The 23,577-nt window shown below is 63.1% G+C and carries 22 protein-coding genes and 1 riboswitch; of the genes, 12 read left to right on the top strand and 10 right to left on the bottom strand.

All coding sequences use genetic code 11. The features are described from left to right. Positions 1-75 precede the first annotated feature (75 nt). The 12 genes from AS9A_RS15010 (at position 76) to AS9A_RS15065 (ending at position 14,176) form a co-directional block, all read left to right on the top strand. Positions 76-1,068: a FecCD family ABC transporter permease gene (locus tag AS9A_RS15010; protein WP_013807916.1), complete on the top strand. Its 993-nt coding sequence runs from the start codon at positions 76-78 to the stop codon at positions 1,066-1,068. Then, positions 1,065-1,925 carry an ABC transporter ATP-binding protein gene (locus tag AS9A_RS15015; protein WP_013807917.1) on the top strand — a complete coding sequence of 287 codons (861 nt, stop codon included), beginning with the start codon at positions 1,065-1,067 and terminating at the stop codon, positions 1,923-1,925. The genes AS9A_RS15010 and AS9A_RS15015 overlap by 4 nt, the downstream gene beginning before the upstream one ends. 61 nt (positions 1,926-1,986) lie before the next feature. Further along, positions 1,987-2,388 (top strand): BlaI/MecI/CopY family transcriptional regulator, encoded by a 402-nt coding sequence (locus tag AS9A_RS15020; protein ID WP_013807918.1) that lies wholly within the window; start codon positions 1,987-1,989, stop codon positions 2,386-2,388. A 98-nt stretch (positions 2,389-2,486) separates the two neighbouring features. After that, on the top strand, positions 2,487-3,446 hold the full coding sequence (locus AS9A_RS15025; RefSeq protein WP_013807919.1) for a M56 family metallopeptidase: 960 nt from the start codon (positions 2,487-2,489) through the stop codon (positions 3,444-3,446). Positions 3,447-3,530: 84 nt separating this feature from the next. After that, entirely contained in the window at positions 3,531-5,000 is a 1,470-nt protein-coding gene (gene gndA, locus AS9A_RS15030; RefSeq protein ID WP_013807920.1) for an NADP-dependent phosphogluconate dehydrogenase, read from the top strand. Positions 5,001-5,016: 16 nt separating this feature from the next. Beyond that, complete coding sequence (locus AS9A_RS15035; RefSeq protein WP_013807921.1) at positions 5,017-6,468, top strand: GuaB1 family IMP dehydrogenase-related protein; 1,452 nt, start codon at positions 5,017-5,019, stop codon at positions 6,466-6,468. Positions 6,469-6,525: 57 nt separating this feature from the next. Continuing rightward, positions 6,526-6,972 carry a hypothetical protein gene (locus AS9A_RS15040; protein WP_013807922.1) on the top strand — a complete coding sequence of 149 codons (447 nt, stop codon included), beginning with the start codon at positions 6,526-6,528 and terminating at the stop codon, positions 6,970-6,972. Between the two features lie 379 nt (positions 6,973-7,351). After that, positions 7,352-8,701 (top strand): hemolysin family protein, encoded by a 1,350-nt coding sequence (locus tag AS9A_RS15045; RefSeq protein WP_049793916.1) that lies wholly within the window; start codon positions 7,352-7,354, stop codon positions 8,699-8,701. Then, positions 8,694-9,752, top strand: coding sequence for a hemolysin family protein (locus tag AS9A_RS15050; RefSeq protein WP_013807925.1), 1,059 nt, complete (start codon positions 8,694-8,696; stop codon positions 9,750-9,752). Before AS9A_RS15045 ends, AS9A_RS15050 begins: the two co-directional genes overlap by 8 nt. After that, the gene (locus AS9A_RS15055) at positions 9,752-10,636 is read left to right on the top strand and encodes a hypothetical protein (protein ID WP_013807926.1); all 885 of its coding nucleotides are present in this window, start codon (positions 9,752-9,754) and stop codon (positions 10,634-10,636) included. Before AS9A_RS15050 ends, AS9A_RS15055 begins: the two co-directional genes overlap by 1 nt. A gap of 112 nt (positions 10,637-10,748) precedes the next feature. After that, positions 10,749-12,923 (top strand): malate synthase G, encoded by a 2,175-nt coding sequence (locus AS9A_RS15060; RefSeq protein ID WP_013807927.1) that lies wholly within the window; start codon positions 10,749-10,751, stop codon positions 12,921-12,923. A gap of 107 nt (positions 12,924-13,030) precedes the next feature. Next, positions 13,031-14,176: a metallophosphoesterase gene (locus tag AS9A_RS15065; protein ID WP_041452016.1), complete on the top strand. Its 1,146-nt coding sequence runs from the start codon at positions 13,031-13,033 to the stop codon at positions 14,174-14,176. Between the two features lie 67 nt (positions 14,177-14,243). On the opposite strand, the gene gcvP is transcribed toward AS9A_RS15065, so the two are convergent. The 10 genes from gcvP to AS9A_RS15115 all read right to left on the bottom strand — a co-directional run bounded on the left by gcvP (position 14,244) and on the right by AS9A_RS15115 (position 23,406). After that, a complete protein-coding gene (gcvP, locus tag AS9A_RS15070) occupies positions 14,244-17,084 on the bottom strand; it encodes an aminomethyl-transferring glycine dehydrogenase (protein ID WP_013807929.1) in 2,841 nt (946 codons plus the stop codon). A gap of 176 nt (positions 17,085-17,260) precedes the next feature. After that, positions 17,261-17,356, bottom strand: a riboswitch (glycine riboswitch). A 55-nt stretch (positions 17,357-17,411) separates the two neighbouring features. Next, on the bottom strand, positions 17,412-17,972 hold the full coding sequence (locus AS9A_RS15075) for a MerR family transcriptional regulator (RefSeq protein ID WP_049793917.1): 561 nt from the start codon (positions 17,970-17,972) through the stop codon (positions 17,412-17,414). Positions 17,973-18,291: 319 nt separating this feature from the next. Next, the gene (locus tag AS9A_RS15080; protein WP_013807931.1) at positions 18,292-18,765 is read right to left on the bottom strand and encodes a bifunctional nuclease family protein; all 474 of its coding nucleotides are present in this window, start codon (positions 18,763-18,765) and stop codon (positions 18,292-18,294) included. Positions 18,766-18,898: 133 nt separating this feature from the next. Further along, positions 18,899-19,582, bottom strand: a complete 684-nt coding sequence (gene ftsR / locus AS9A_RS15085) for a transcriptional regulator FtsR (protein ID WP_049793743.1) — start codon at positions 19,580-19,582, stop codon at positions 18,899-18,901. 32 nt (positions 19,583-19,614) lie between these two features. Then, entirely contained in the window at positions 19,615-20,097 is a 483-nt protein-coding gene (gene odhI / locus AS9A_RS15090; protein ID WP_013807933.1) for an oxoglutarate dehydrogenase inhibitor Odhl, read from the bottom strand. Between the two features lie 232 nt (positions 20,098-20,329). Beyond that, positions 20,330-20,734, bottom strand: a complete 405-nt coding sequence (gcvH, locus tag AS9A_RS15095; RefSeq protein ID WP_013807934.1) for a glycine cleavage system protein GcvH — start codon at positions 20,732-20,734, stop codon at positions 20,330-20,332. A gap of 73 nt (positions 20,735-20,807) precedes the next feature. Next, on the bottom strand, positions 20,808-21,551 hold the full coding sequence (locus AS9A_RS15100) for a DUF881 domain-containing protein (RefSeq protein ID WP_013807935.1): 744 nt from the start codon (positions 21,549-21,551) through the stop codon (positions 20,808-20,810). Next, the gene (locus tag AS9A_RS15105) at positions 21,544-21,876 is read right to left on the bottom strand and encodes a small basic family protein (RefSeq protein WP_013807936.1); all 333 of its coding nucleotides are present in this window, start codon (positions 21,874-21,876) and stop codon (positions 21,544-21,546) included. Before AS9A_RS15105 ends, AS9A_RS15100 begins: the two co-directional genes overlap by 8 nt. After that, positions 21,873-22,769 (bottom strand): DUF881 domain-containing protein, encoded by an 897-nt coding sequence (locus tag AS9A_RS15110; protein WP_013807937.1) that lies wholly within the window; start codon positions 22,767-22,769, stop codon positions 21,873-21,875. Before AS9A_RS15110 ends, AS9A_RS15105 begins: the two co-directional genes overlap by 4 nt. 40 nt (positions 22,770-22,809) lie before the next feature. Beyond that, complete coding sequence (locus tag AS9A_RS15115; RefSeq protein WP_041452017.1) at positions 22,810-23,406, bottom strand: CDP-alcohol phosphatidyltransferase family protein; 597 nt, start codon at positions 23,404-23,406, stop codon at positions 22,810-22,812. Positions 23,407-23,577 lie beyond the last annotated feature (171 nt).

A 23,577-nucleotide genomic window follows, 5' to 3' on the forward strand; every position in this document is an offset into this window, starting at 1 on the left:
CCGGACGCGCCCGGGACAGTCCCCACACGCCCCGCTGTGCGCCTAGGTCCGGTATCCGTCGTGTGGCGCCCACGAATGACAGCCATCACAGCCGGACTTGCAGGGTTACTGTTCCTCCTCGTCTGTATCAACGTGGGCCGCGGCGACTACCCGATCGCACTGAGCCAGGTGATGGAGGTTCTGCTCGGTGGCGGAACTAGCGCCGAGCGCTTCATCATCGCCGACCTGCGGCTGCCGCGATCTCTGGTAGGCGTCCTCGTCGGTGTGGCTCTTGGCGTGGCTGGCGCGATCACGCAATCCATCACCCGCAACCCACTCGCCAGTCCCGACATCCTCGGCATCAGCATCGGGGCCAGTGTCGCGGCAGTTGCCCTGATCGTTCTCACCGGCGGTTCCATCGCGAGCTTCCTCGGGATCTTCGGACTTCCGCTGGCAGCGCTGCTCGGCGGCCTCACGGCTGCGGTCGCTCTCTTTCTTCTGTCGTGGAAGGGCGGCGTCGATGGATTTCGCATCATCCTCATCGGCATCGCCATCACCGCGATCGGACAGGCGCTCGTGTACTGGATGCTCATCATTTCCGATATCCATGACGTCGCGCGCGCGCAAGCGTGGCTGGTCGGGTCGCTGAACGGACGCGACTGGCGCAACGTGTATCCGATGCTCACAGTCGTGCTGATCTGCGGGACCATCGCGGTCATCGCCGCTTTCCAGCTCGGCACGCTCCGCCTCGGTGAGGACTCGGCGCGCGCGCTGGGCACGCGTCTCCAACTGGCCCAGACCACGTTGCTTCTCAGCGCTGTTGGACTCACCGCCGCAAGCGTTGCCGCGGCCGGTCCCATCGGCTTCGTCGGCCTCATGGCCCCGCAAGTCGCGCTACGGCTTGTCCGCTCTGCGGGGCCACCAATCATTGCTTCCGGGCTCACCGGCGGTTGTCTGGTTCTCCTCGCTGACATCGTGGCGCGCACCTTGCTTCCTGTTGAACTCCCCGCGGGCATTGTCACGGCCGCGCTCGGCGGCCCGTTTCTGCTGTATCTGCTGATCCGCACCAACCGAAAGGTATCGGCATGACACCGACGAATGGGATCACCGCGTCGCAGCCCCGTTCCCGGCTGCACGCTGAATCGATCACCCTGAGCTACGGCGACCGGATCGTCATCGAGGACTTGAACCTCGCGATCCCGACCGGCGGTATCACGACGATCATTGGCCCCAACGGCTGCGGCAAGTCGACACTCCTGCGCGCACTGGGCCGTTTGCTGAAACCCCGCGAAGGGTCCGTCATCCTCGACGGGAAGCTCATCACGTCGATGCGGACAAAAGAGGTAGCGCGTGTCCTCGGCATGCTCCCCCAAGCCCCTATCGCTCCTGAAGGCCTGACAGTTGCCGATCTGGTTTCTCGTGGAAGGCACCCACACCAGTCATGGCTGCGCCAATGGTCAGGAGACGATGAGCAGGAGGTGTCAGCTGCGCTCGAACTGACCGGTATCGCAGACCTCGCGGACCGGCCGATCAACGAGCTTTCCGGCGGGCAGCGCCAGCGTGTCTGGATATCCATGGCGCTGGCCCAGGGCACGGACATTCTGCTGCTCGATGAGCCCACGACCTACCTTGACCTTTCTCATGCCGTCGACGTACTCGACCTGATCGATCAGTTGCACGACGGCATGGGGCGAACGGTCGTCATGGTCCTGCACGACCTCAACCTCGCGATTCGTTACAGCGATCATCTGGTCGTGATGAAAAACGGAAAGATCATCACGCAGGGCACACCACGCAACGTGATCACCGCGGATCTCCTCGAAGAAGCGTTCGGGCTGCGCGCCACCGTAATCGACGACCCCGCATCAGACGCACCTCTCGTCGTCCCCATCGGCACACGCCATGTGCACTCCAACCTCCTTCCGGTGACAAATATCACGCCCTGAACGGGTAGCTACGACTACCCGTAGTACGCACATGTGTCGAAGACTCCGTAGAATAGGAGAAATGGCAGGTCTAGGAGAACTCGAGCGGGCAGTGATGGACCATCTCTGGTCCGCGCCCGAACCGCAGACCGTACGCCAGGTGCATGAGGCCCTTTCTGAGCACCGCACCCTCGCGTACACCACGGTGATGACGGTGCTGCAGCGGCTCGCGAAAAAGAAGCTCGTCGCCCAGGAACGTGGGGAACGCGCCTACCGCTACACGCCTGTAAACGCCCGTGAAGAACTCGTCGCAGAACTCATGGTCGACGCGCTCAAGCAGGCAGAAGAGTCCGGCGGGCGCGCGGCCGCGCTGGTGCACTTCGTCGAGCGGGTTGACCCCAGTGAAGCTGCCGCCCTGCGCGACGCGCTAGCCTCACTCGACCTTCGTGACGATGCTCCGCGTGGCCGTAGGCGCGACCGCTGAGGGTGATTGCTGTAACGGGACTCGCTAATTCGCGCCCTCAACAGGCACACTAGAAACGGACGAAAGACCGCTGACGGTGCCAGGCACGAGGGAGCATCATGACAGGAACGACCGCTGCTCTATTCGCGGCGCTCGCTGTGCTGCTCGCAGGTCCCGTTCCCGCGCTGCTCAGTCGTGCGCGATGGCCGCTTCGGGCACCGCGTGCCGCGCTCGTCCTGTGGCAGTCCATCGCTCTCGCGGCCGTGCTGTCCGCCTTCAGTTCCGGTCTCGCCATCGCCAGCATGCTGCTCGTACCCGGGCCCGATGGCAGGCCCACGACCTCGCCGACAGACGAAATCTCGGCGCTCGGACTGCCTCTGTGGATGCTGTCAGTTTCAGTATTCGCTCTCACCGTCCTGATCGGTGCCCGGTTGCTGTACAGCACAGCCCGCGTGGCCATCAAGACAAGGCGCAGACGGGCGCACCACCGCATGCTCGTCGACTTGCTCGATCAGCGCGATCCGCGGCTAACCGGGCTGAGCAAAGCCGACCTGCGGGTCTTGCAACATCAAGAACCTATGGCGTACTGCCTCCCCGGGCTGAAGCAGCGGGTCGTGGTGAGTGAAGGCACCCTCGATCAGCTCGAGCCCGACGAACTCGACGCGATCCTCGCGCACGAGCGCGCACACTTGCGGGCACGTCATGACCTCGTCCTCGAAGCGTTCACCGCGGTACATGAAGCGTTCCCACGGTTCGTCCGGAGCAAGACAGCCCTCGGGTCGGTGCGATTGCTCATCGAACTTCTCGCGGACGACGCCGCACTGCGTACAACAGGTCCCCGGCCCCTCGCCCACGCCCTGGTGACATGTGCGTCGAGCAAAACTCCCGAAGGCGCGATGGCTGCAGGCGGCCCCTCCACCGTCGTGCGCGTCCGGCGGCTCGCCGAGGGAACGTATGACGGCCGAATATCGGTAGCCGCGTATTCCGTCGCGGCGCTGATCATGGTGGGTCCGACGATCGCCGTCGCGGTCCCCTGGCTGGTCGAATTGTCCCGCCTTTTCGGCCTGGCGCCACGCTGACACCTTCTCGCGGACCATAGCCGATATCCTGAACTCGCCCCGGTGGCCGCCAGGGCGAATGCTTAGCCGGCTAGGAAATCGCATATGACTTCATCTGATTCGACATCCGCCCTTGCCGATATTGGTGTCACCGGACTGGCTGTGATGGGTGCAAATATCGCACGCAACCTCGCCCGTCACGGGCACACCGTTGCGCTGCACAATCGCAGCGCCAGCCGCGTAGACGAACTCATGACAAAGCACGGAAGCGAGGGAAATTTCATCCCCTCGGCCAGCATCACTGAGTTCGTCGCGTCGCTGAAACGCCCCCGCCGTGCCCTCATCATGGTTCAGGCAGGTGCGGCAACAGACGCGGTGATAGAGCAACTCGCGGACGCCATGGAGCCGGGCGACATCATCATCGACGGCGGCAATGCGTTGTACACGGACACTCAGCGGCGGGAGAAGGCGCTGCGCGAACGCGGCCTCCACTTCGTCGGTGCGGGGATCTCCGGTGGCGAAGAGGGCGCACTCAATGGGCCGTCGATTATGCCGGGCGGATCCGCCGAATCGTATGAGTATGTGGGACCGCTGCTCGAGTCCGTCGCGGCGGTGGTCGAAGGCGCTCCGTGCTGCACCTACATCGGCACCGATGGTTCTGGGCATTACGTGAAGATGGTCCACAACGGGATCGAATATGCCGATATGCAGCTGATCGGCGAGGCCTATCAGCTTATGACGAGCGCAGCGGGGCTCTCCGCCAATGAAGCGGCGGAGGTCTTCGCGGAGTGGAACAGCGGTGTCCTCGAGAGTTATCTGATCGAAATCACCTCAGAAGTTCTCGGGCACACCGACGCTGAGACGGGTAAACCACTTGTCGACGTCATTGTCGACGCGGCGGGGCAGAAAGGTACCGGCCGGTGGACCGTGAAATCAGCGCTTGATCTCGGCGTGCCGGTGACTGGCATCGCAGAAGCGGTGTTCGCGCGCGCAGTCTCTGGTTCCCGTGAACTTCGCGCCGCATCACAAGGTCTGGCCGGTGCGGAGCTCGCAACGTCACTCACGGAAATCTTCCCCGGCACCGACGTTGAATCGTTCGTCGCTGATATTCATTCCGCGCTTTACGCTTCCAAAGTGGTCGCCTACGCACAGGGCTTCGACCAGCTTGCCGCCGGGAGCCGGGAGTACGGGTGGGACCTGAAGCTGGGCGACCTCGCCAGGATCTGGCGCGGCGGCTGCATCATCCGCGCCCAGTTCCTCGGCCGGATCAGCGACGCCTACGCGGCCAACCCACAACTGCCAAGCCTGCTGCTCGACCCCTACTTCCGCGACGCCGTCGAATCCGCGGCAGCGAGCTGGCGGCGTGTCGTCACCGTCGCGGCCCAGCTCGGTGTCCCCGCGCCCGGCTTCAGCTCGGCGCTGGCGTACTACGACAGCGTGCGCGCGAAACGTCTGCCGGCCGCCCTCATTCAGGGTCTGCGGGACTACTTTGGCGCGCACACTTACGAGCGGGTCGACAAGCCTGGCCACTTCCACACACAGTGGAGCGGGGACCGAAGCGAGATCAGCAACTGACAAAGGGGCCTCCAGCGTGCGCTTCCTCGAGAACTCAGCTCTGCCGCAGAAGGGGTCACAGTTCGAACTGACCTATGACGACGTCTTCCTTGTCCCGCGCCGGACGAGTGTGACGTCGCGGTTCGACGTCGACCTTGCAACGCGGGACGGATCAGGAGCAACCATACCGTTGGTGATCTCCAACATGACGGCAGTCGCGGGGCGCCGCATGGCAGAAACCGTCGCGCGGCGCGGGGGGATTGTCGTTCTGCCCCAGGACCTCCCTCCAGGGGCAGCGGCGGACACAATCGGTTTCGTCAAAAGCCGTCATCTCGTGGCGGACACGCCAGTCACCCTGACACCGGACCGGGCGGTCTATGAGGCCCTCACGCTGATGAACCGCCGTGCGCACGGTGCGGCAGTCGTGGTCGAGAACGATCAGCCACGCGGCCTGCTGACGCCGCGCGCATGTGCCGACGTTGACCGGTACACCCGGGTGCAGGACGTGATGATCACCGACTTCGTCACCGTCGACGCCGACACCGTCCCGCGGAAAGTGTTCGACCTTCTCGAGGCACACCACGAGCCTATCGCGGTCCTCACCCACGGTGATGGCTCACTGGCAGGCGTCCTCACTAAGACAGGTGCACTTCGCACCGGCCTGTACCGTCCCAACCTCGATACGCGGGGCGCCTTGCGCGTCGCGGCAGCGGTCGGCATCAACGGCGACGTCGCCGCGAAAGCCGCTGCGCTCGTCGATGCAGGCGCAGACCTGATCGTCGTTGACACCGCACACGGACACCAGGAGAAGATGCTCGAAGTCATATCGGCAGTGCGGGATCGCGAGTTGGGCGTGCCACTGGTTGCGGGCAACGTCGTCACCGCTGAGGGGACGTTCGACCTGATCGAGGCGGGCGCCGACATCATCAAAGTGGGTGTCGGTCCCGGAGCCATGTGCACGACTCGCATGATGACGGGGGTCGGTCGCCCCCAATTCTCCGCGGTTGCCGAGTGCGCTACGGCGGCCAGGTCGCGCGGCGCCCACGTGTGGGCCGATGGCGGTGTTCGCCATCCCCGCGACGTTGCGCTCGCACTCGCGGCGGGCGCATCGAACGTCATGATTGGCTCATGGTTCGCAGGCACCTACGAATCGCCCGGCGACTTGCGGGTGGACGAGAGTGGCTTCGCTTACAAGGAGAGTTTCGGGATGGCGTCCAAGCGCGCCGTCGCCGCACGCACCTCAGCGGACGAGCCGTTTGACCGTGCGCGAAAGGCACTGTTCGAAGAGGGCATTTCGTCGTCACGGATGCGGGTAGATCCGGAACGGCCAGGCGTGGAAGACCTCATCGACCAGATTTGTTCCGGTCTGCGCAGCGCGTGCACCTACGCGGGCGCGCGCACACTCGAGGAGTTCACCGATCGTGCGGTGCTGGGAGTGCAATCCCCTGCTGGCTTCGCGGAGGGCCGTCCCCGCCCAGGTGGATGGTGACGTATTTGATCACGAAAACTGTCCGGTCACCCTATTTGACTGTTTAAGGTGAGGGGCATGAAGGGTTTGCTGGCCGGTGTCGTCGCGGCGATTGTTGCTGTTGTTATTGGAGCTGTACTTTTCTTCATCTTCGTCGATCGTTCGGAAACTACGGATCGGCCCCAGGAGAACCCCACGTACGCCATCGATGGACGCCAGCAAAATTGCGCCGAGTTCTTCGGCGAGACCTGCGACTTCGAAACCCAGGACGGGTTCAATCGCTGGGCCGCGGACCTCGACGGCTTCATCACCGAGGAGCAGCGGATGGGCTCGTTCGCGGATGATATCGGCTTCACTGAGACCGGAAAGATCGCTCTCAAGGCGTGCGTGCTGACGCAAACGTCGGACAACACCGTCAATGAACTGGTCGACTTCACTCAGCGCGACCATCCCGAAGCCACCACTGCGCAAGTATTCCCGATCTGGAATGCGGCGCGCTGGCACCTTTGCCCTCTGCCTCGGTAGTGTGCGTTCGCTCTCAGCGGCACGCTCCAGAGTCCCCATTTCAGCCGTTTCGCCGGTAAAGTAATCGCACCTCCATTTTCAGGAAATGGCACGGTGGCTCTTCCCGAGCACGCGCGTGTCCGACAGAAAGGACGACGGTGCCCGAGGCACCCGCTCAACCGCTCGCGAGCGCCGAAACCGCCGCACATAGCGGCGAAGGCTCACAAGACGATCCCGGCCCGGGGTCCTCTAGGAAGCCGGGTCTCAAACCCGGCCTATCCCCACGCCATTCCGCCTGCACTTCTGTACCCCTCCCCTTTACAACGGCTCCGACTTCAGGCGCCGCGTAGTGGACGTTCTGCTTTCTGTTCTGATTCCCGTCGCCAGCCTGCTCGGGTTCATGGCACTGACCGCGGGTACCGCGATGTTCGTCGCAGCCGAATTCTCGCTCACCGCACTTGAACGCACCGTTGTCGATGCGCACGCTCGCGAGGGAGACTTGCGCGCCCGCCAGGTGCAGCATGCTCACCGGACACTCTCGTTCCAGCTTTCCGGCGCGCAACTCGGTATCACGCTGACCACCCTCATCACCGGCTATCTTGCAGAACCTGTACTCGCGCAGTTCGTGCTGCCCGTCCTCAACCTCATCGGCGTTCCCGAATCTGCCGTCGGCGGGCTCTCGCTCGCCATCGCGCTCATTCTGGCGACGTCGCTGTCGATGGTGTTCGGTGAGCTGGTTCCGAAGAACCTCGCCATCTCTCGGCCGCTGCCCACCGCCCGGGCGACGGCCGGATTCCAGGCGGGTTTCTCGTTTCTGTTTAAGGCCGCAATCACCGGCCTGAACGGTGCGGCGAACACGATGGTGCGCCGCCTGGGAATCGAGCCCGCAGATGAGCTTCGATCGGCACGGTCGCCCGAAGAGCTGATCGCACTAGTACGGAACTCAGCTGTTCATGGCTCACTCGACGAGGCCACCGCGACACTCGTCGACCGTTCCCTCAAGTTCGGTGAACTCACCGCCGAAGACCTGATGACACCGCGGGTCAAAATCGAGTCACTTGCCCGAACGGACACCGTCGCGGATCTGTTGAGTGCTGCACGGCGCACTGGCCATTCCCGTTTCCCGGTGACCGGTGGTGACCTTGATGACACGATCGGAGTCGTCCACGTCAAGGAGGCGTTCACGGTGGCTCCTGCGGACCGGACGGCAACTCCGGTGTGGCGGCTTCTGCAGAAGGTCCCGGTGGTGCCCTCGTCTCTCGACGGGGACGCGCTCATGGACAGAATCCGCTCGCATGGGCTGCAGATCGCTCTCGTCGTCGACGAGTACGGCGGCACCGCCGGTGTGGTCACCATGGAAGACCTGATCGAGGAAATCTTCGGTGACGTACGCGACGAGCACGATGACACTGAAGCCGAAATCGCGGAGACAAGCGCAGGATGGGATCTTTCCGGGCTGCTCCGGGTCGATGAGGTCGAAGCCGCTACCGGCTACAACGCACCCGATGGTGACTACGAAACACTCGGTGGTCTCGTGCTGACCGCTCTCGGCCGGATCCCGGACGAAGGCGACCACGTCATCCTTCCCGCGTCAGACCGGGGTCGCTCCAGCGACGGTTTCGACGATGCCCCGGAGCTGTGGGAAGCGATCGTTCTCCGGATGGAGGGCCGCCGGATCGACCGTGTCACCATCAGCCGCATCCCGCAATCACACCACTCCGCGAACAGTGGGGAGATGAGCCATGGGTGATCTGCTCGCCATCGGCCTGATGGTTCTCCTGCTGCTTGGCAACGGGTTTTTCGTCGGAGCTGAGTTCGCTCTGATTTCCGCACGCCGCGACCGGCTCGAAGCTCTCGACGAACAGGGCCACAAACGTGCTCAGACTGTCATCCGTGCCGGTGAGCAATTGTCCCGGATGCTCGCAGGCGCACAACTCGGCATCACGATCTGCTCCATCCTCTTGGGCCGGGTCGCTGAGCCGGCGATAGCGCATCTCATCGAGACACCGCTCGAGGCGGTCGGCGTGCCTGGCGCCCTGTTGCACCCCATCGCTTTCACGATTGCCCTGGCCATAGTGGTGGTCCTGCATATCCTCGTGGGTGAAATGGTGCCGAAGAACATCGCCATCGCCGGGCCGGAACGGACCGCAATGCTGCTGGTTCCGGCGCATGTGTTCGCCACACGACTGATGAGCCCTCTCATCACGCTGTATAACTACCTCGCCAACGCGACGCTGCGGCTCTTCGGCGTGGAGCCTCGCGATGAACTCGACTCCGCGGTTTCCGTCCGTGAACTCGCCGACATGATCCGCGAGTCGCGGTCAGAGGGTTTGCTGGATGAAGACGAGCACCGCAGACTCGCCCGGACGCTGCGGACCGCTGGCCGCACTGTCGCGGATGTCCTCATCCCGGTGAGCCGTGTCCGCGGCCTCCCTCTGCAGGACGGTGGAACGACACTCGGTGCGATCGAGAAGGCAGTCGCAGATACAGGGTTCTCGCGGTACCCGATCGCCGATGAGGCGGGCGAGTATGTCGGGTATCTGCATCTGAAAGACGCTCTCGACGCGGTGATCGACGAATCAGCCGGACCGGCGACGGTGATCCCGCGGGACCTGATCCGGCCGCTGCCAGCGATGCCGGGCAACACACCACTCGATGAGGCGCTCGCCGTGCTCCGCCTCGACAGCAGTCACCTCGGCAAGGTGGTGACGTCAACCGGCCGCACGGTCGGTATCGTCGCGCTTGAGGACCTTCTCGAGGAATTCGTTGGCCGTGTCCGCGACAGCACCCACCGGAGATAATGACGAGTCTGACACCGCAGCAGTGGCGACCGCGCCAGGCAGCGCATCACGCACGCGCGGACGCACTTCTCACACCGCACATCGAGCGGCAGGCGCGAGGCGAGCGGCATCCGGTCATGGACTTCCTGTTCACGTATTACAGCCTGCGGCCCGCGCAACTCCGGCGCTGGCATCCAGGACACGGCGTCGCGCTGCGCGACGCGGCGGAATACGCTGCGCTGCGCGGCTACCACCGCACGTCTGAGGGCGCGTTGGTTTCCCCGGAACACGTGGCGCGCCGGGTGAGCACCCTGACCTTTGTCGCACGCCTCATGGCGAACACTGAGAGCAAGGAGCCCGCGCTCGGGTGTTTCGGGCTGCACGAATGGGCGATGGTGTACCGGAGCACACCGGAGGACATCCGGCATGCGGGAGTGCCGCTGCGGCTCGGCCACGTCGGCACGAACGAGGTCGTCGAAGCGCAGCAACTCAAGTGCACCCACTACGACGCGTTCCGCTTCTTCACTCCCGCGGCAGCACCGAAGAACGTGCTGCCGCTTACGCGCGATGATCAGATCGAGCGAGAACAGCCTGGCTGCGTCCACGCCACTATGGACCTCTATAAGTGGTGCTACAAGCTGCTGCCTATCACTGATTCTGAACTGCTGATGGATTGTTTTGAACTCGCCTTGACAGCGCGTGCGCTAGACATGCGCGCAAGCCCTTATGATTTGACTGAGTTCGGGTACCCTCCCGTACAGATTGAGACCCCAGCCGGCCGCGCGGAATATGTGCGGGGGCAAATAGCGCTAAGTAAGGCAGCACAACCACTCCGGACGCGGCTGCTTCAGCGCTGCCGGAACGTACTATCTGACCTCGAGACCACCCCCAAGGCTGATCAGTGACGCAGGAACCCCTGCAGGTACCCTTGGTGGTGCTTCGGGCAGCCCTGCGCGCCACGGCACTCGCAGTGCCGTTGGTGTGCGTGGAACGAATTTCATAGAAGTGAGGCGATGAATGACTGAGCGCGTGACCGTCGGCAACCTGCAGGTTGCCAAGGTTCTGTACGACTTCGTGGTGAACGAGGCCATACCCGGCACCGGCGTTGATGCCGAAGCGTTCTGGGCCGGAGCAGAATCCGTATTCACCGATCTCATCCCCACGAACAAGGAACTCCTCGCCAAGCGTGACGAGCTTCAGGGAAAGATCGATGCATGGCACGGCGAGAACGGCGGCGACTTCGATCTAGCCGCCTACAAGTCGTTCCTGTCTGATATCGGATACCTGCAGCCCGAGCCTGCCGATTTCCACGCCACTACTTCTGGGGTTGACGAGGAGATCGCGGAGATGGCCGGCCCGCAGCTCGTCGTGCCGGTTCTGAACGCGCGCTTCGCGATCAACGCCGCGAACGCTCGCTGGGGCTCGCTCTACGACGCGCTGTATGGCACCGACGTCATCCCCGAGGATGGCGGCGCCGAGAAGGGCACCAGCTACAACAAGGTGCGCGGCGACAAGGTGATCGCGTACGCGCGCAACGTTCTCGACGACGCGGCACCTCTCGCCCAGGGTTCCCACACGGGCAGCACAAAGTATGCGATCGCCAACAACCACCTGCAGGTCACGCTCGCTGATGGCTCCACGACCGGGCTGGCTGCGGGTGCGACGCTGTCGGGCTACCAGGGGGACGTCGACGCGCCGTCGGCGATTCTGGTCAAGCATCATGGTCTGCACGCCGAGATTCAAATCGACCCCGAAAGCCCGGTCGGCAAGACCGATCCGGCCGGAGTGAAAGACGTTGTCCTCGAATCCGCAATCACCACGATCATGGACTTCGAAGACTCTGTCGCCGCCGTCGATGCTGACGACAAGGTCATCGGGTACACGAACTGGCTGGGCTTGATGAAGGGCGACCTCTCGGAGGAGGTCAGCAAGGGCGGTAAGACCTTCACCCGGACGATGAATCCGGACCGCGAGTACACCACCCCCGATGGCCGCACCCTGACGCTGCCCGGGCGCTCCCTGCTGTTCGTGCGTAACGTCGGTCACCTGATGACGTCCGACGCAATCCTCGATGCTGACGGCAACGAGGTGCCTGAGGGGATCCTTGACGCTCTCATCACGTCGCTGGTCGGCCTGCACAGCCTCCGCGGCGCCTACCCGCTCAAGAACAGCCGGACGGGCTCCCTGTACATCGTGAAGCCCAAGATGCACGGCCCCGAAGAGGTCGCGTTCACCGTCGAACTCTTCCGCCGCGTCGAGCAGATCCTCGACCTGCCGGAGAACACGCTGAAGGTCGGCATCATGGACGAGGAACGCCGGACCACGGTGAACCTCAAGGCATGCATCGAGGCTGCTCAGGAACGTGTGGTGTTCATTAACACCGGCTTCCTCGACCGCACCGGCGACGAGATCCACACCTCGATGGAGGCGGGTCCGTTCGTGCCTAAGGCTGATCAGAAGTCGCAAAAATGGTTCAACGCCTACGAGGATGCGAACGTCGACGTGGGTCTGGCCACTGGTTTACCCGGCCACGCCCAGATCGGTAAGGGCATGTGGGCGATGACTGAGCTGATGGCAGCCATGGTCGAGCAAAAGATCGGTCAGCCGAAGGCCGGTGCGAGCACCGCGTGGGTGCCCTCGCCCACCGCAGCGACACTGCATGCGATGCACTACCACCAGGTGGATGTCTTCGCGCGTCAGGCTGAGCTCAAGGAGCGCACCCCAGCCAGCATCGATGATCTGCTGACCATCCCTGTCGCTGCGGATGCGGCGTCCTGGGAACCGCAGACAGTGCAGCGTGAAGTGGACAACAACTGCCAGTCAATCCTCGGTTACGTGGTTCGCTGGATCGACCACGGTGTCGGCTGCTCCAAGGTGCCTGACATCAACGATGTTGCGCTCATGGAGGACCGGGCGACCCTGCGCATCGCAAGCCAGACGCTGGCGAACTGGCTGCGCCACGACATCATCACCAAGGACCAGGTAATGGAGTCGCTTAAGCGCATGGCTGAGGTCGTGGACCGCCAGAATGCAGGCGATCCGGCGTACACGCCAATGGCACCGAACTTCGAGGGCAACATCGCCTTCGAAGCAGCCACTGAGCTGATCATCGAAGGCGGAAAGCAGCCCAGCGGCTACACCGAGCCGATCCTGCACCGCCGCCGCCGCGAGTTCAAGGCTGCGAACAAATAGTTCGTGCCGATAGGCTCGCCTGACCGAGGCTGAGGCTGTGAAAGGGTGGGTGCGGTCCTCCGCGCCCACCCTTTCGCGTCGACCGTGTTCCTTAGGAGTGTGCTTTGCTGATCTTCGTCAGTGTGGTTGGCGTGTTCCTCGGTCTTGTGCACTTCTGGCTTTACCGGCGGCTGGTCAGGGCAAGTGAGACTGGGCCCCGCGGCGCCACGCTGGCGGGGGTCGTCCTGACGGCGGGCTGGCTTCTCGCAGTTATTGGTTTCGGCAGTGGCACATACTTCGCGACGTCCTGGGCGCGCCCGCTCGGCTACGTCGGCATGACGTGGCTTGCTGTCGTTTTCTATCTCGTGCTCGGAACTGTTCTCGTCGCCGTCGTGCTGCTCACCGGCCGCATCTTTCGGATTCAAGCTGCCAGCCCCGGCGACGTGCGGCGGCGCAACTTCGTGCGGGTCACCGGGATCGTGATGGTCGTAGGAGCGGTCGCGGCCACCACCTATGGTGCTGTCGCTGCTCTGAATCCTCGTGTCACCACAACTGTCGTCGATCTCGAAGGGTTGCCCGCCGAGTTCGATGGCATCCGCGTCGCTGTCGTCGCTGACCTTCACGTTGGACCTTCGCTCGGTGCAGGGTTCACGCAGAAAGTCGTCGACCTGATCAACGAACAGGACCCCGACCTTATTGTCATGACCGGTGACCTCATTGATGGGACGGTCGACAAAGTAGGTGCCGATATTGCTTCGCTAGCGGAACTCGAGGCTCCGCTTGGCATCTTCGCGGTGAGCGGAAATCACGAGTACTACTCGGACGACGTTAACGCGTGGCTGGACTACTGGGAGTCCCTGGGACTTACCGTCCTGCGCAACGAACATGCGACGATTTCGCTTGGTGACGAGGAAATCGACGTCGCGGGGGTGCACGACTACGACGCTCCCGAGCCACACTCCGCGGACATGGCGGCGGCCCTGGAGGGTCGCGATCCTACTGGTTTCGTGATGCTGGTGGCACACCAGCCGCTGCACTCTGGCGAGGCCGCCGACCGCGGAGTCAACTTCCAGATTTCCGGACATACGCATGGCGGCCAGATCTGGCCATTTCACTACGCCGTGCAGGCTGTGCACGACACTGCGCTCGTGGGCCTCGACCGGGTCGGGGTGACCACCGTTTACACGACGAGCGGGGCGGGAGCGTGGGGACCGCCAGTTCGCGTGGGCGCCCCACCAGAGATTCCGATACTGGAGTTGCGGCGGACCCCCTGACACTGGCGACCGATTTGGTAACCAAAACCGCGTCTGGCGCGTCTTTGCTTACCAAATCGAGGCCAGCTCAGCTGTAGGCCTCAAGGGGCGGGCACGAGCAGACGAGGTTCCGGTCACCGTACGCACCGTCGATGCGCCGCACCGCAGGCCACACTTTGTGCCGAGCGCCGATACCGGCCGGGTAGACGGCGATCTCGCGCGAATACGGATGAGGCCACTCGCCGACCAGACATTCGGCGGTGTGCGGGGCGCCGCGCAGCGGATTGTCCTCCACTGGCCACTCACCAGCACCTACACGATCAATCTCCCTGCGGATCGCGATCATCGCGGCACAGAACGCATCCAGTTCTTCGATGCTTTCACTTTCGGTGGGTTCCACCATCAGAGTGCCCGGCACGGGGAAGCTCATCGTGGGCGCGTGGAAGCCGTAGTCAGCGAGACGCTTCGCCACGTCGTCAATTGTCACGCCGGTGGTCTTGGTGAGCTGACGGACATCGATGATGCATTCGTGTGCGACCATGCCGTTCTCGCCGGTGTAGAGGACCGGGAAGTACTCGTCGAGGCGTCGAGCGAGGTAGTTCGCCGAGGCGATCGCCGTCAGCGTCGCCCGGCGCAGTCCCCGCGTCCCCATCATCCTGATGTACGCCCACGTAATCGGCAGGATCGAGGCGGAGCCATACGGGGCCGCGGAAATCACCGGGCCATCCCCGAGTTCAGGTGCGAGCGGATGCCCGGGGAGAAATTCCGCGAGGTGTGCGCGCACCGCCACCGGGCCCACACCTGGTCCCCCGCCGCCATGCGGAATGCAGAAGGTCTTGTGCAAGTTGAGGTGACTGACGTCGCCACCGAAGCTGCCTGGCCGAGCGACACCGACAAGCGCGTTGAGGTTTGCGCCGTCGACGTAAACCTGGCCTCCTGCCTCGTGCACCGCATCGCAGAGCTCGACAATGTCGTGTTCGTACACCCCGTGCGTCGAGGGGTACGTGATCATGATGGCCGCGAGCCGCTCAGCATGCTCACTGACCTTGGCGCGCAAATCGTCAAGGTCGACGTCCCCGTTGTCGCGGCATGTCACGACGACAACGCGCATCCCGGCCATCACCGCAGAGGCCGCGTTCGTGCCGTGCGCGCTCGACGGGATGAGGCAGACGTCGCGCTGACTATCACCGCGGCTGCGGTGATAGCCGCGAATGGCGAGGAGACCGGCGAGTTCTCCCTGGCTCCCCGCGTTGGGCTGCAAGCTGACGCGGTCGTAACCTGTCATGTCGGCGAGCCACTGTTCGAGGTCGCTGATCAGCTTTCGGCTTCCCACGGAATCGTCGTTCGGCGCGAAGGGGTGCAGGCCAGAGAACTCAGGCCAGGTGATCGGCTCCATCTCGGCGGTAGCGTTGAGCTTCATCGTGCACGAGCCCAGCGGAATCATGCTGCGGTCAAGCGCGATATCTTTGTCTGCAAGTGCACGCAGGTAACGGAGCATCGCGGTTTCGGTGCGATATCGGTGAAACGCGGGATGGCTGAGATAGCTGCTGGTGCGCTGTAATTCGCCCGGGATCGCGGAACGGGGCCTCCCACGTCCCGCAGGCACCGACACGCCAAAGGCAGCGAGTACACGGGCTATGTGATCGGTGGTGGTCGCTTCGTCACACGCGATGCTGACATGGTCGGCGTCGGCCACCCACAGTGTGAGGCCCCGGGACCGGGCGTTCTCCCAGATCTCGTGCGCGCGGCCCGGCACGCGAACAAGAACGGTGTCGAAGAACGCGCCGTGGACCACGTCTATCCCGACATTGCCGAGCTCCGTGGCCAGCGCCTGCGCGTGCCCGGCAACCCGAGATGCGATCCGCTTCAAACCTTCCGGGCCGTGGTACGACGCGTACATCGCGGCCATCACAGCGAGCAGAACCTGAGCGGTGCAAATGTTAGATGTGGCTCTTTCACGACGGATGTGCTGTTCACGGGTTTGCAGCGCGAGCCGGTAGGCGATGTTGCCGTCCGCGTCCTTGGACACCCCGACTAGCCGTCCGGGAAGCTGGCGCGCGAAAGCTGCACGGGCGGCGAGGAAACCGGCATGGGGCCCCCCGAAGCCCATGGGCACACCGAAACGCTGGGAGGTACCGAAAACCACGTCGGCCCCCATCTCGCCTGGAGGGGTAACCAGTGTCGCGGCGAGCAGATCAGTGCCAGCCGCGACCAGCGCGCCGCGGTCGTGTGCGTCGGCAAACAAACCGGTCCAGTCTGCGATTCGTCCACTCGCGCCCGGCTGCTGTACCAGGACGCCGTAGAAGTCTCCTTCGGGAAGTCCGCCGGACAGGTCATGGGTGAGCAGTTGGATACCCAGCGGCTCGGCACGTGTATGCAGGATTGCCATTGTCTGCGGGAACACATCACTGTCCACAACGAACCGCGGAGATTTCGACTTCGAGGCCCGGCGCAACATGGTCATCGCTTCGGCTGCCGCGGTCGCTTCGTCGAGGAGGGACGCGTTGGCAATGTCCATCCCGGTGAGGTCAGCGACCATGGTCTGGAAGTTCAGCAGAGCCTCGAGACGCCCCTGGCTGATTTCGGGCTGGTAGGGCGTGTACGCGGTGTACCAGGCAGGATTCTCTAAGATATTGCGCACTAGAACCGGCGGCGTGAGTGTGCTGTAGTAACCGAGCCCGATCATCGACGTCGTGAGCGTGTTCTGCGCGGCCAGCGTGCGGAGTTCGCTATGCACCTCGTATTCGCTTGCTCCGCGAAAAATTTCGCCGTTGGCGTCTACGGCCGAGTCGAGGATCGCCTCGGGCACTGCGCGCGCCGCGAGTTCGTCGAGGGAAGAAACACCGATGACATGCAAGATGTGGTTCAGCGCCTCATCGTCGATGCCGATGTGGCGGTCAGCGAAACCTCGATCAGTGGAGTCGATCATGGAGCACCCCTCAGGCCGGGCGGTGGACGCTCAAATCTCAAGCGCGCATCCGCTGTCGGTCCTCCCCCTCTGTCGCTGCCACAATGGGCGCCTGAGAGATTCGGCGGCGACGACTGGATGTCTCGCTGGGCTTTTCCCCGTGGGCGGGTGGCTCACCACCACTTTCCAGAGGCGCCGCAGCACGTACGGTCCTTGTGCCTGAGAGATTGTCGGAGAGGTGTTGCTCCTTCGGCGCCCATCAGTTGATGATGGGACTCTCCCGCACGGCATCGGCGCATCACGAGTCTAGCCCGGTCCCTGCTGCCGTGCGAACTGGAGCTAGCAGTACTAGCCGATCTTCCGGGTCCGGTTGCGGCGCCGGGTAGCAAGTTCGTCGTGCAACGGCACCGCCTCGGCCTCATCGGCGCGTTCCGCAGGGAACTCGGCGATCTTGCCAGTGAGTTCACGCATTGCACCGCTCACCGCGATACCGAAAACACCTTGCCCGCCCTGCAGTAAATCAACGACTTCCTCAGCTGACGTGCACTCGTAAACCGTTGCGCCGTCTGAGAACAGGGTGATGTTCGCAAGGTCCTCCACGCCACGCTTGCGGAGGTGATCAACCGCTACCCGAATGTTCTGCAGCGAAATCCCCGTATCGAGAAGTCGTTTCACGATCTTCAGAACAAGAATGTCCTTGAATGAGTACAGTCGCTGACTGCCCGAACCGGCCGCATTCCTTATCGTCGGCTGCACCAGCCCGGTGCGCGCCCAGTAGTCGAGTTGACGGTAGGTGATACCGGCCACCTGACATGCGATAGGCACTCGATAGCCTTCGAGGTCGTCAGGCACGGAATCGTCCGGGAAAAGACCCGGCTGGATGACGCCCGGCGACACTTCAACCGCCACGGGACCGCCTGCTGAGGAAGCGTCGCTGCTCCCCTGCCCCTGCTGTTCTTCGGCCACGGAAATCTCCCTTTCGCCCGTTCCACACCACAGATCGCTACTGTTCGCAGCGACCACGGAGCGGAAACCGTGAAACCCGTTTGGGCTCCATCAGGGTGGTCCTGTTCAGGATACCGCCCTGAGGCGCGGCCCACGTTCGCGCCTCGCCAATCCGAACGCTATGAGTCCGCCCACAATTTCGTCACATAACACTCCGAAATTTATAACTCTCGACCCAAGGTTGAGATTGTTTCGTGACGAATTGGTGCACAAGGACGGGAGGTCAGCCCTCCGTGGACTTGAAATCGTCTGGCGAAACTGAGTCCAGGAACTCCTTGAACTTCTCGACCTCGTCTTCTTTCTCATCGGGAATGACCAGCCCGGCCTCCTCCAGAACTGATTCTTCAGCGTAAATCGGCACACCAATACGTAAAGCGATCGCAACCGAATCAGAAGGACGGGCAGAAACACGGATCTCACCGTCGAAGAGCATCTCAGCGTAGAACGTACCTTCTTGGAGATCCACAATCCGGACTTCCTTCAGCGCATGCCCTAGCGCGGCAAGTACATCGCGAAACAGGTCGTGTGTGAGCGGACGGGCGGGTACCACACCTTGCTGCTCCAGTGCGATTGAGGTGGCCTCTGCCTGGCCGATCCAGATCGGCAGGTACCGGTCGCCATCCACCTCCCGGAGAAGGAGTACTGGCTGGTTCTGCGGTTGTTCCACACGTATCCCGACCACACGAACCTCACCCATGGTGACCGCCTCTCGACTGCGACCGCTGAAAGGAACGGAGTGTGCACTTCCAGTCTATGGGAATCACTGAGAACACCGCTTGTCCGACATATCGATCTCTGCACGTCCCACACACCGGCCTGCCATAGCCAGCCTATGTTTTGAGCTCTTCACGTACCGAGGCTTTCAGCAACGCACCATGCGCTGTAACGATGAGGGAACCGAGCTCACGCACTAGTTCCTCGGCGCGGTCCCGGGCGCCGGCTTCTCGCCCTTTAGCGACGGGCCCCGCAATCTGGGCCAGCAGCGCCGCCTGGCGGTCCGCTGCCATGCGGAGTGACCGAAGGTGCCGGACATCTAAACCGAACTCCGACAGCGCCCACGCAGTCTTCACAAGCAGCACCGCGTCAACATCGAAATAACCGGCATTACCGGGAACCACGAAGCCCGCGGAGACAAGATCACCGACGAACTGATCGTCGACACCGCTCCGCTCACAGAGCGCTTCCCGGCTTATCCGCCCCGTCGAGTTGTCGTTCGCGAAGGCATCGCTCGTCGAGGCGAAGGTCCTCGGCAGCTTGACGACCGGGCCCTCGTGCGTTGAGCCATGGTCTATGGCATCCAACTGTTCACGAATAACCTTCAGCGGCAAGTAGTGATCACGCTGTGCCGTCAGCACGAACCGCAACCGATCGCAGTCAGCTGACGAGAACCGGCGATACCCCGACGGTGTCCGCTGCGGACTGATCAGGCCCTCAGCTTCGAGAAAACGGATCTTGGAGATCGTCACATCAGGGAAATCGGGGCGAAGCTGATCGAGTACAGACCCGATCGACATGCTCCCCCCCGACAGCGGGTGCCCTGCTGCTGTCACTGGCTACCTGCACCTGCCGCGTGCTCGTCCTGCCCAACAGACTTCGGCCCCGCGAGGAAAACGAGCCGGAACTTGCCGATCTGCACCTCGTCACCATTGGCCAGCACCGCTGAGTCAACTGGCTCACGGTTGACGTACGTGCCGTTGAGACTCCCGACATCGACGACCTGGAAGACGCCGTTCTCGCGCCGGAACTCGGCGTGCCGACGACTCACGGTCACATCATCAAGAAAAATGTCACTATCAGGATGACGGCCGGCCGACGTCGTAGCCTCGTCTAGGAGGAAACGCGAGCCAGCATTGGGCCCACGCTTGACGACGAGCAGCGCGGAACCTGCAGGCAGGCTTTCGATCCCCGAAACCTGAGGCTCAGGTGCCTGGCTCGCCGCATCGAGCTCGCGCAGAAAATCCGCGCGGAACACCGATGTGGTTTCCGCCGACGCTCCTTCGAACGCCGGATTGTCCTGGTTCTCGCTCACCGTATCTCCTCTTTCTATCTGCTCTGTGGCAGCGGATATCAATTCCGCCGACACAGTCGCAATCTTTCCCCGACCGTTAGCTGACCCGTCCAAGCCGGTATTGATGTCCCGATTCAGTGACCCGCCAACGCTACAACCGACCGTACCCTCTCAGGCACAGCGTGTCGGGTCTCTTGGCTGATCTTTCACCGTCCGGGCAGCAACCCAACTCCAACAATACTGGGGCTGACGGCTAGTCCGTGATGATCTCGCGGTATCCGGCCGCGTCGAGCGTTTCGCCAAGAGCGGATTCGAGGTGAGCGCTATCGGCCACCTCCAGCTCGACCAGCCATCCCTCACGGTAAGGCGACGCATTTACCAGCTCTGGACGGTTGCTGAGCTGCTCGTTCACCGCAATGACTCGACCACTGATCGGCGAGAAGATATCCGAAACGCTTTTCGTCGACTCGACCTCGCCGAGTGGCTCGCCAGCCGTGACCGCCGCGCCCGACTCAGGCAGCTGGACAAAGACAACGTCGTCAAGCTGCTTCTGCGCGTAGTCAGTGATCCCGATCCGCACTCGGGTGTCCCCTGTCCGCTGCACCCATTCGTGTTCCCGGGTATAGCGCAGATCGTCAGGGATAGCCGCCTCACTCACTGAGTTTTCCTTCCGTCCACAACCACAACGTTCGTATCGTCTTCATTGTGTCTCTGCGTTTCGTCGCGGAGAGCTAACCACCCGGCTGAGCGTATTGAGGGTCACGCAACTCCCGCAAGGCAGTCACTTCTACTTCGTCGAACTTCTGGATGGTCAAACGTCCACCACTTCGGGCAACGGTATCAATTGCTCCGCCGGGAATGTTCAGCGCAGCCTCCAAAGTTGGCGGATCACCAATAGCTGTAATCACATACGGCCCTGCCAGAGTTTCGCCGTCGGCGACAATTGCACCACCGGTTCCACCGAACCAGGAATCTACACCGATCCGGATGGGCCCGCCCGAAGACTCCCCGCTTCCTCCGACCTGTATAGCTTCAGCGCCGGCGGAGCGAAGCTCCTGCACCTGGTCGAGCAGCACTTCGGGACCTATTGCGCGGTTCGGATCCCGCACCGTGAGTACCACACCTGGCCCACGTGCGGCCACGGATCCGATCTGGATCGCGAGGACGTCGAGCTGGGCCTGTGCCTCAGCGATCGCTGCCTGATTGTCAGTTCCTGACGCGAGAATCCCCGCTAGCGTGTCCTCAAGCGTCTCGACCTCATTCCGCATCGCCGCTTCCCTGGCGTTCAGCTGTTCGAGTAGTGCGAGCAGTTCAGGTGACCGCAGCCCACCGAGGACATCGTCAGAGGTCGTCGTCCGGACTTGGGTCGCGATTGCCAGCCCGAGAAGACCGCACAGCGCCGCGACAAGCACGGTAAAGATCAAGGCTCGGGCACCGTGCCGCGGCGCGTCCGCCCGCTGCGGTTTGTCAGGCACCGAACACCCCCCGCCTGATCGCGGCAGCGTTGCCAAAGATGCGAATGCCGAGAACCACAAGCACAGCAGTGGACAACTGCGTTCCCACCCCGAGCAGATCGCCGAGGAAAACGAGCAATGACGCGACAGTGACATTGAAGATGAACGACACGACGAACACCTTCGAGTCGAAAATACCCTCGAAATATGCGCGCAAACCACCGAAAAGCGCATCGAGCGCCGCGACCACAGCGATTGGCAGATACGGCTGCAAATACACCGGAATGTCGGGGCTCAAATACACGCCGAGCACCACTCCAGCGAGCAAGGCAACAATACCGATCACGGTTCCCCCTCTTCGTCAGTACCACTGCCCTCGGTACCCAGTCGCACGGCGGACCGGACTTCTCGTGCCGGCGCTGCAGGCAACGTAATTTCGGGTTCCTCCCGGACAGTGAAAGCCGCGCCGTAAAGCTGGCTGATCCCCGACATCCGGATGTACGCGCCACTCGCGATGAACCTCGATTGCATCGCGCGCCGATCGCCGACCGCAGAGATGACGTAGGTGCCGGACGAATCGGCCGCGACTCGGTTGTCAACCAGGATGGCGCTGCCCGCCTGACGGATCGCCACCCCGGGCCCGACGCGCACATCACCTACTGCGACCGCTTCCGCCCCTGCCTGCCATAGAGCATTCACGACGATCTGCAGATCGCGGTCGAGAATGGTGTTCCGCTGCCCCGTTGGCCTGGACGCGCCGGACAGGTCGCGCTGACCCGGCGGCTCCGTGATCATCACCACCAGCCCGGGTCCGCTGACGGGCACCGCGCCCGCGGCGTGCTCCGCGCGGTGCAGCGTCGACAAAAGTTCTTGTCCCGGTGCATCGAGATCGAGTGCCTGAGATCGAGCAGCGGCAGACTCTGCTGCGAGCGCGTCGCGCTGAAGTGCAAGCTCGCGTGACCTCGCCTGCGCTGACCGGATTTCTGCCTGCAAGCTTGCGCGTACTTGGTCCGCGTCCGGCGCGCGTTCTTCAGCGAAACCACGAGCAAGACCCAATGACATGCCGACCAGCAGTGTGCCGACGACCAGCCACACCACGGCGATCCTGCGTGCGCGTGGGGAGGGTGTGCCGGCATCGACGCGCTTGCGAGCAGCAGCCGCGTAGCCGGGGTCAAGATGGTCGTAAAGCAGCGACCGTAGAAGCGACGGAACCCGGTCGCGGCTCCCTGGCTGTGTCACCCTGGCTCCCGTTTGTGTGCGCGATCTGTGTGCGCTGCCCTCAGACCTTCGGCAGGTTCCGGACGACGAGACCCACCTGGATCAGGTAGAGCACCATTGTCCACATGTACAGGAACATTCCCCAGATGAGCATAGCGATGCCGGTCGGTTCCATGATCTGCGCGAGCGTCCAGTCACCCTGCGCCGCAAGGATTACTGGAAAGGCGTACATGAGGGCAAAAGTCGCCGCTTTGCCGAGATAGGTGACGGGCAACGCCTCCACACCTCGGGACCGGACGACTGGCACCATCACGGTGAGGACGAGGTCGCGGCCGACAAGGAGCAGCACAACCCACCATGGGATGAAGTCACGCATCGCGAAAGCTATCGGGATAACGACCATGAACAACCGGTCCGCGATCGGGTCGAGCAGGGCTCCGTACCGGGACACCTGGTTGAGCAGCCGAGCGAGCTTCCCATCAAGCCAGTCACTAATACCGCTGACGACGAGCACGATGAGCGCCCAGCCATCCGCCTCATACACGAGCAGAAGAACCAGGAACAACGGGACCGCCGCGAGTCGCAGCAGGCTGAGCATATTCGGAACTGTCAAGAACCGGTCGGTGTTGACCGGCGGTTCAGCTGCGAATTTGTCCATCTCCCGTGCCCGAGCGAGGCTGCGGGTGCGCCATTCGGCGAACCGATCGCTGCCCTCAGGCGGTCGTTCGCTCTCGTCACCGTCAGGAGACGGCGGACGAGAACCTGATTCCGGCGTCCTCATGCACGCAACTCTGGCATACCTTGCCACAGATATCATCCGTAGGGCAGG

This window comes from Hoyosella subflava DQS3-9A1 (assembly GCF_000214175.1).
In the GTDB taxonomy this organism is placed as follows: domain Bacteria; phylum Actinomycetota; class Actinomycetes; order Mycobacteriales; family Mycobacteriaceae; genus Hoyosella; species Hoyosella subflava.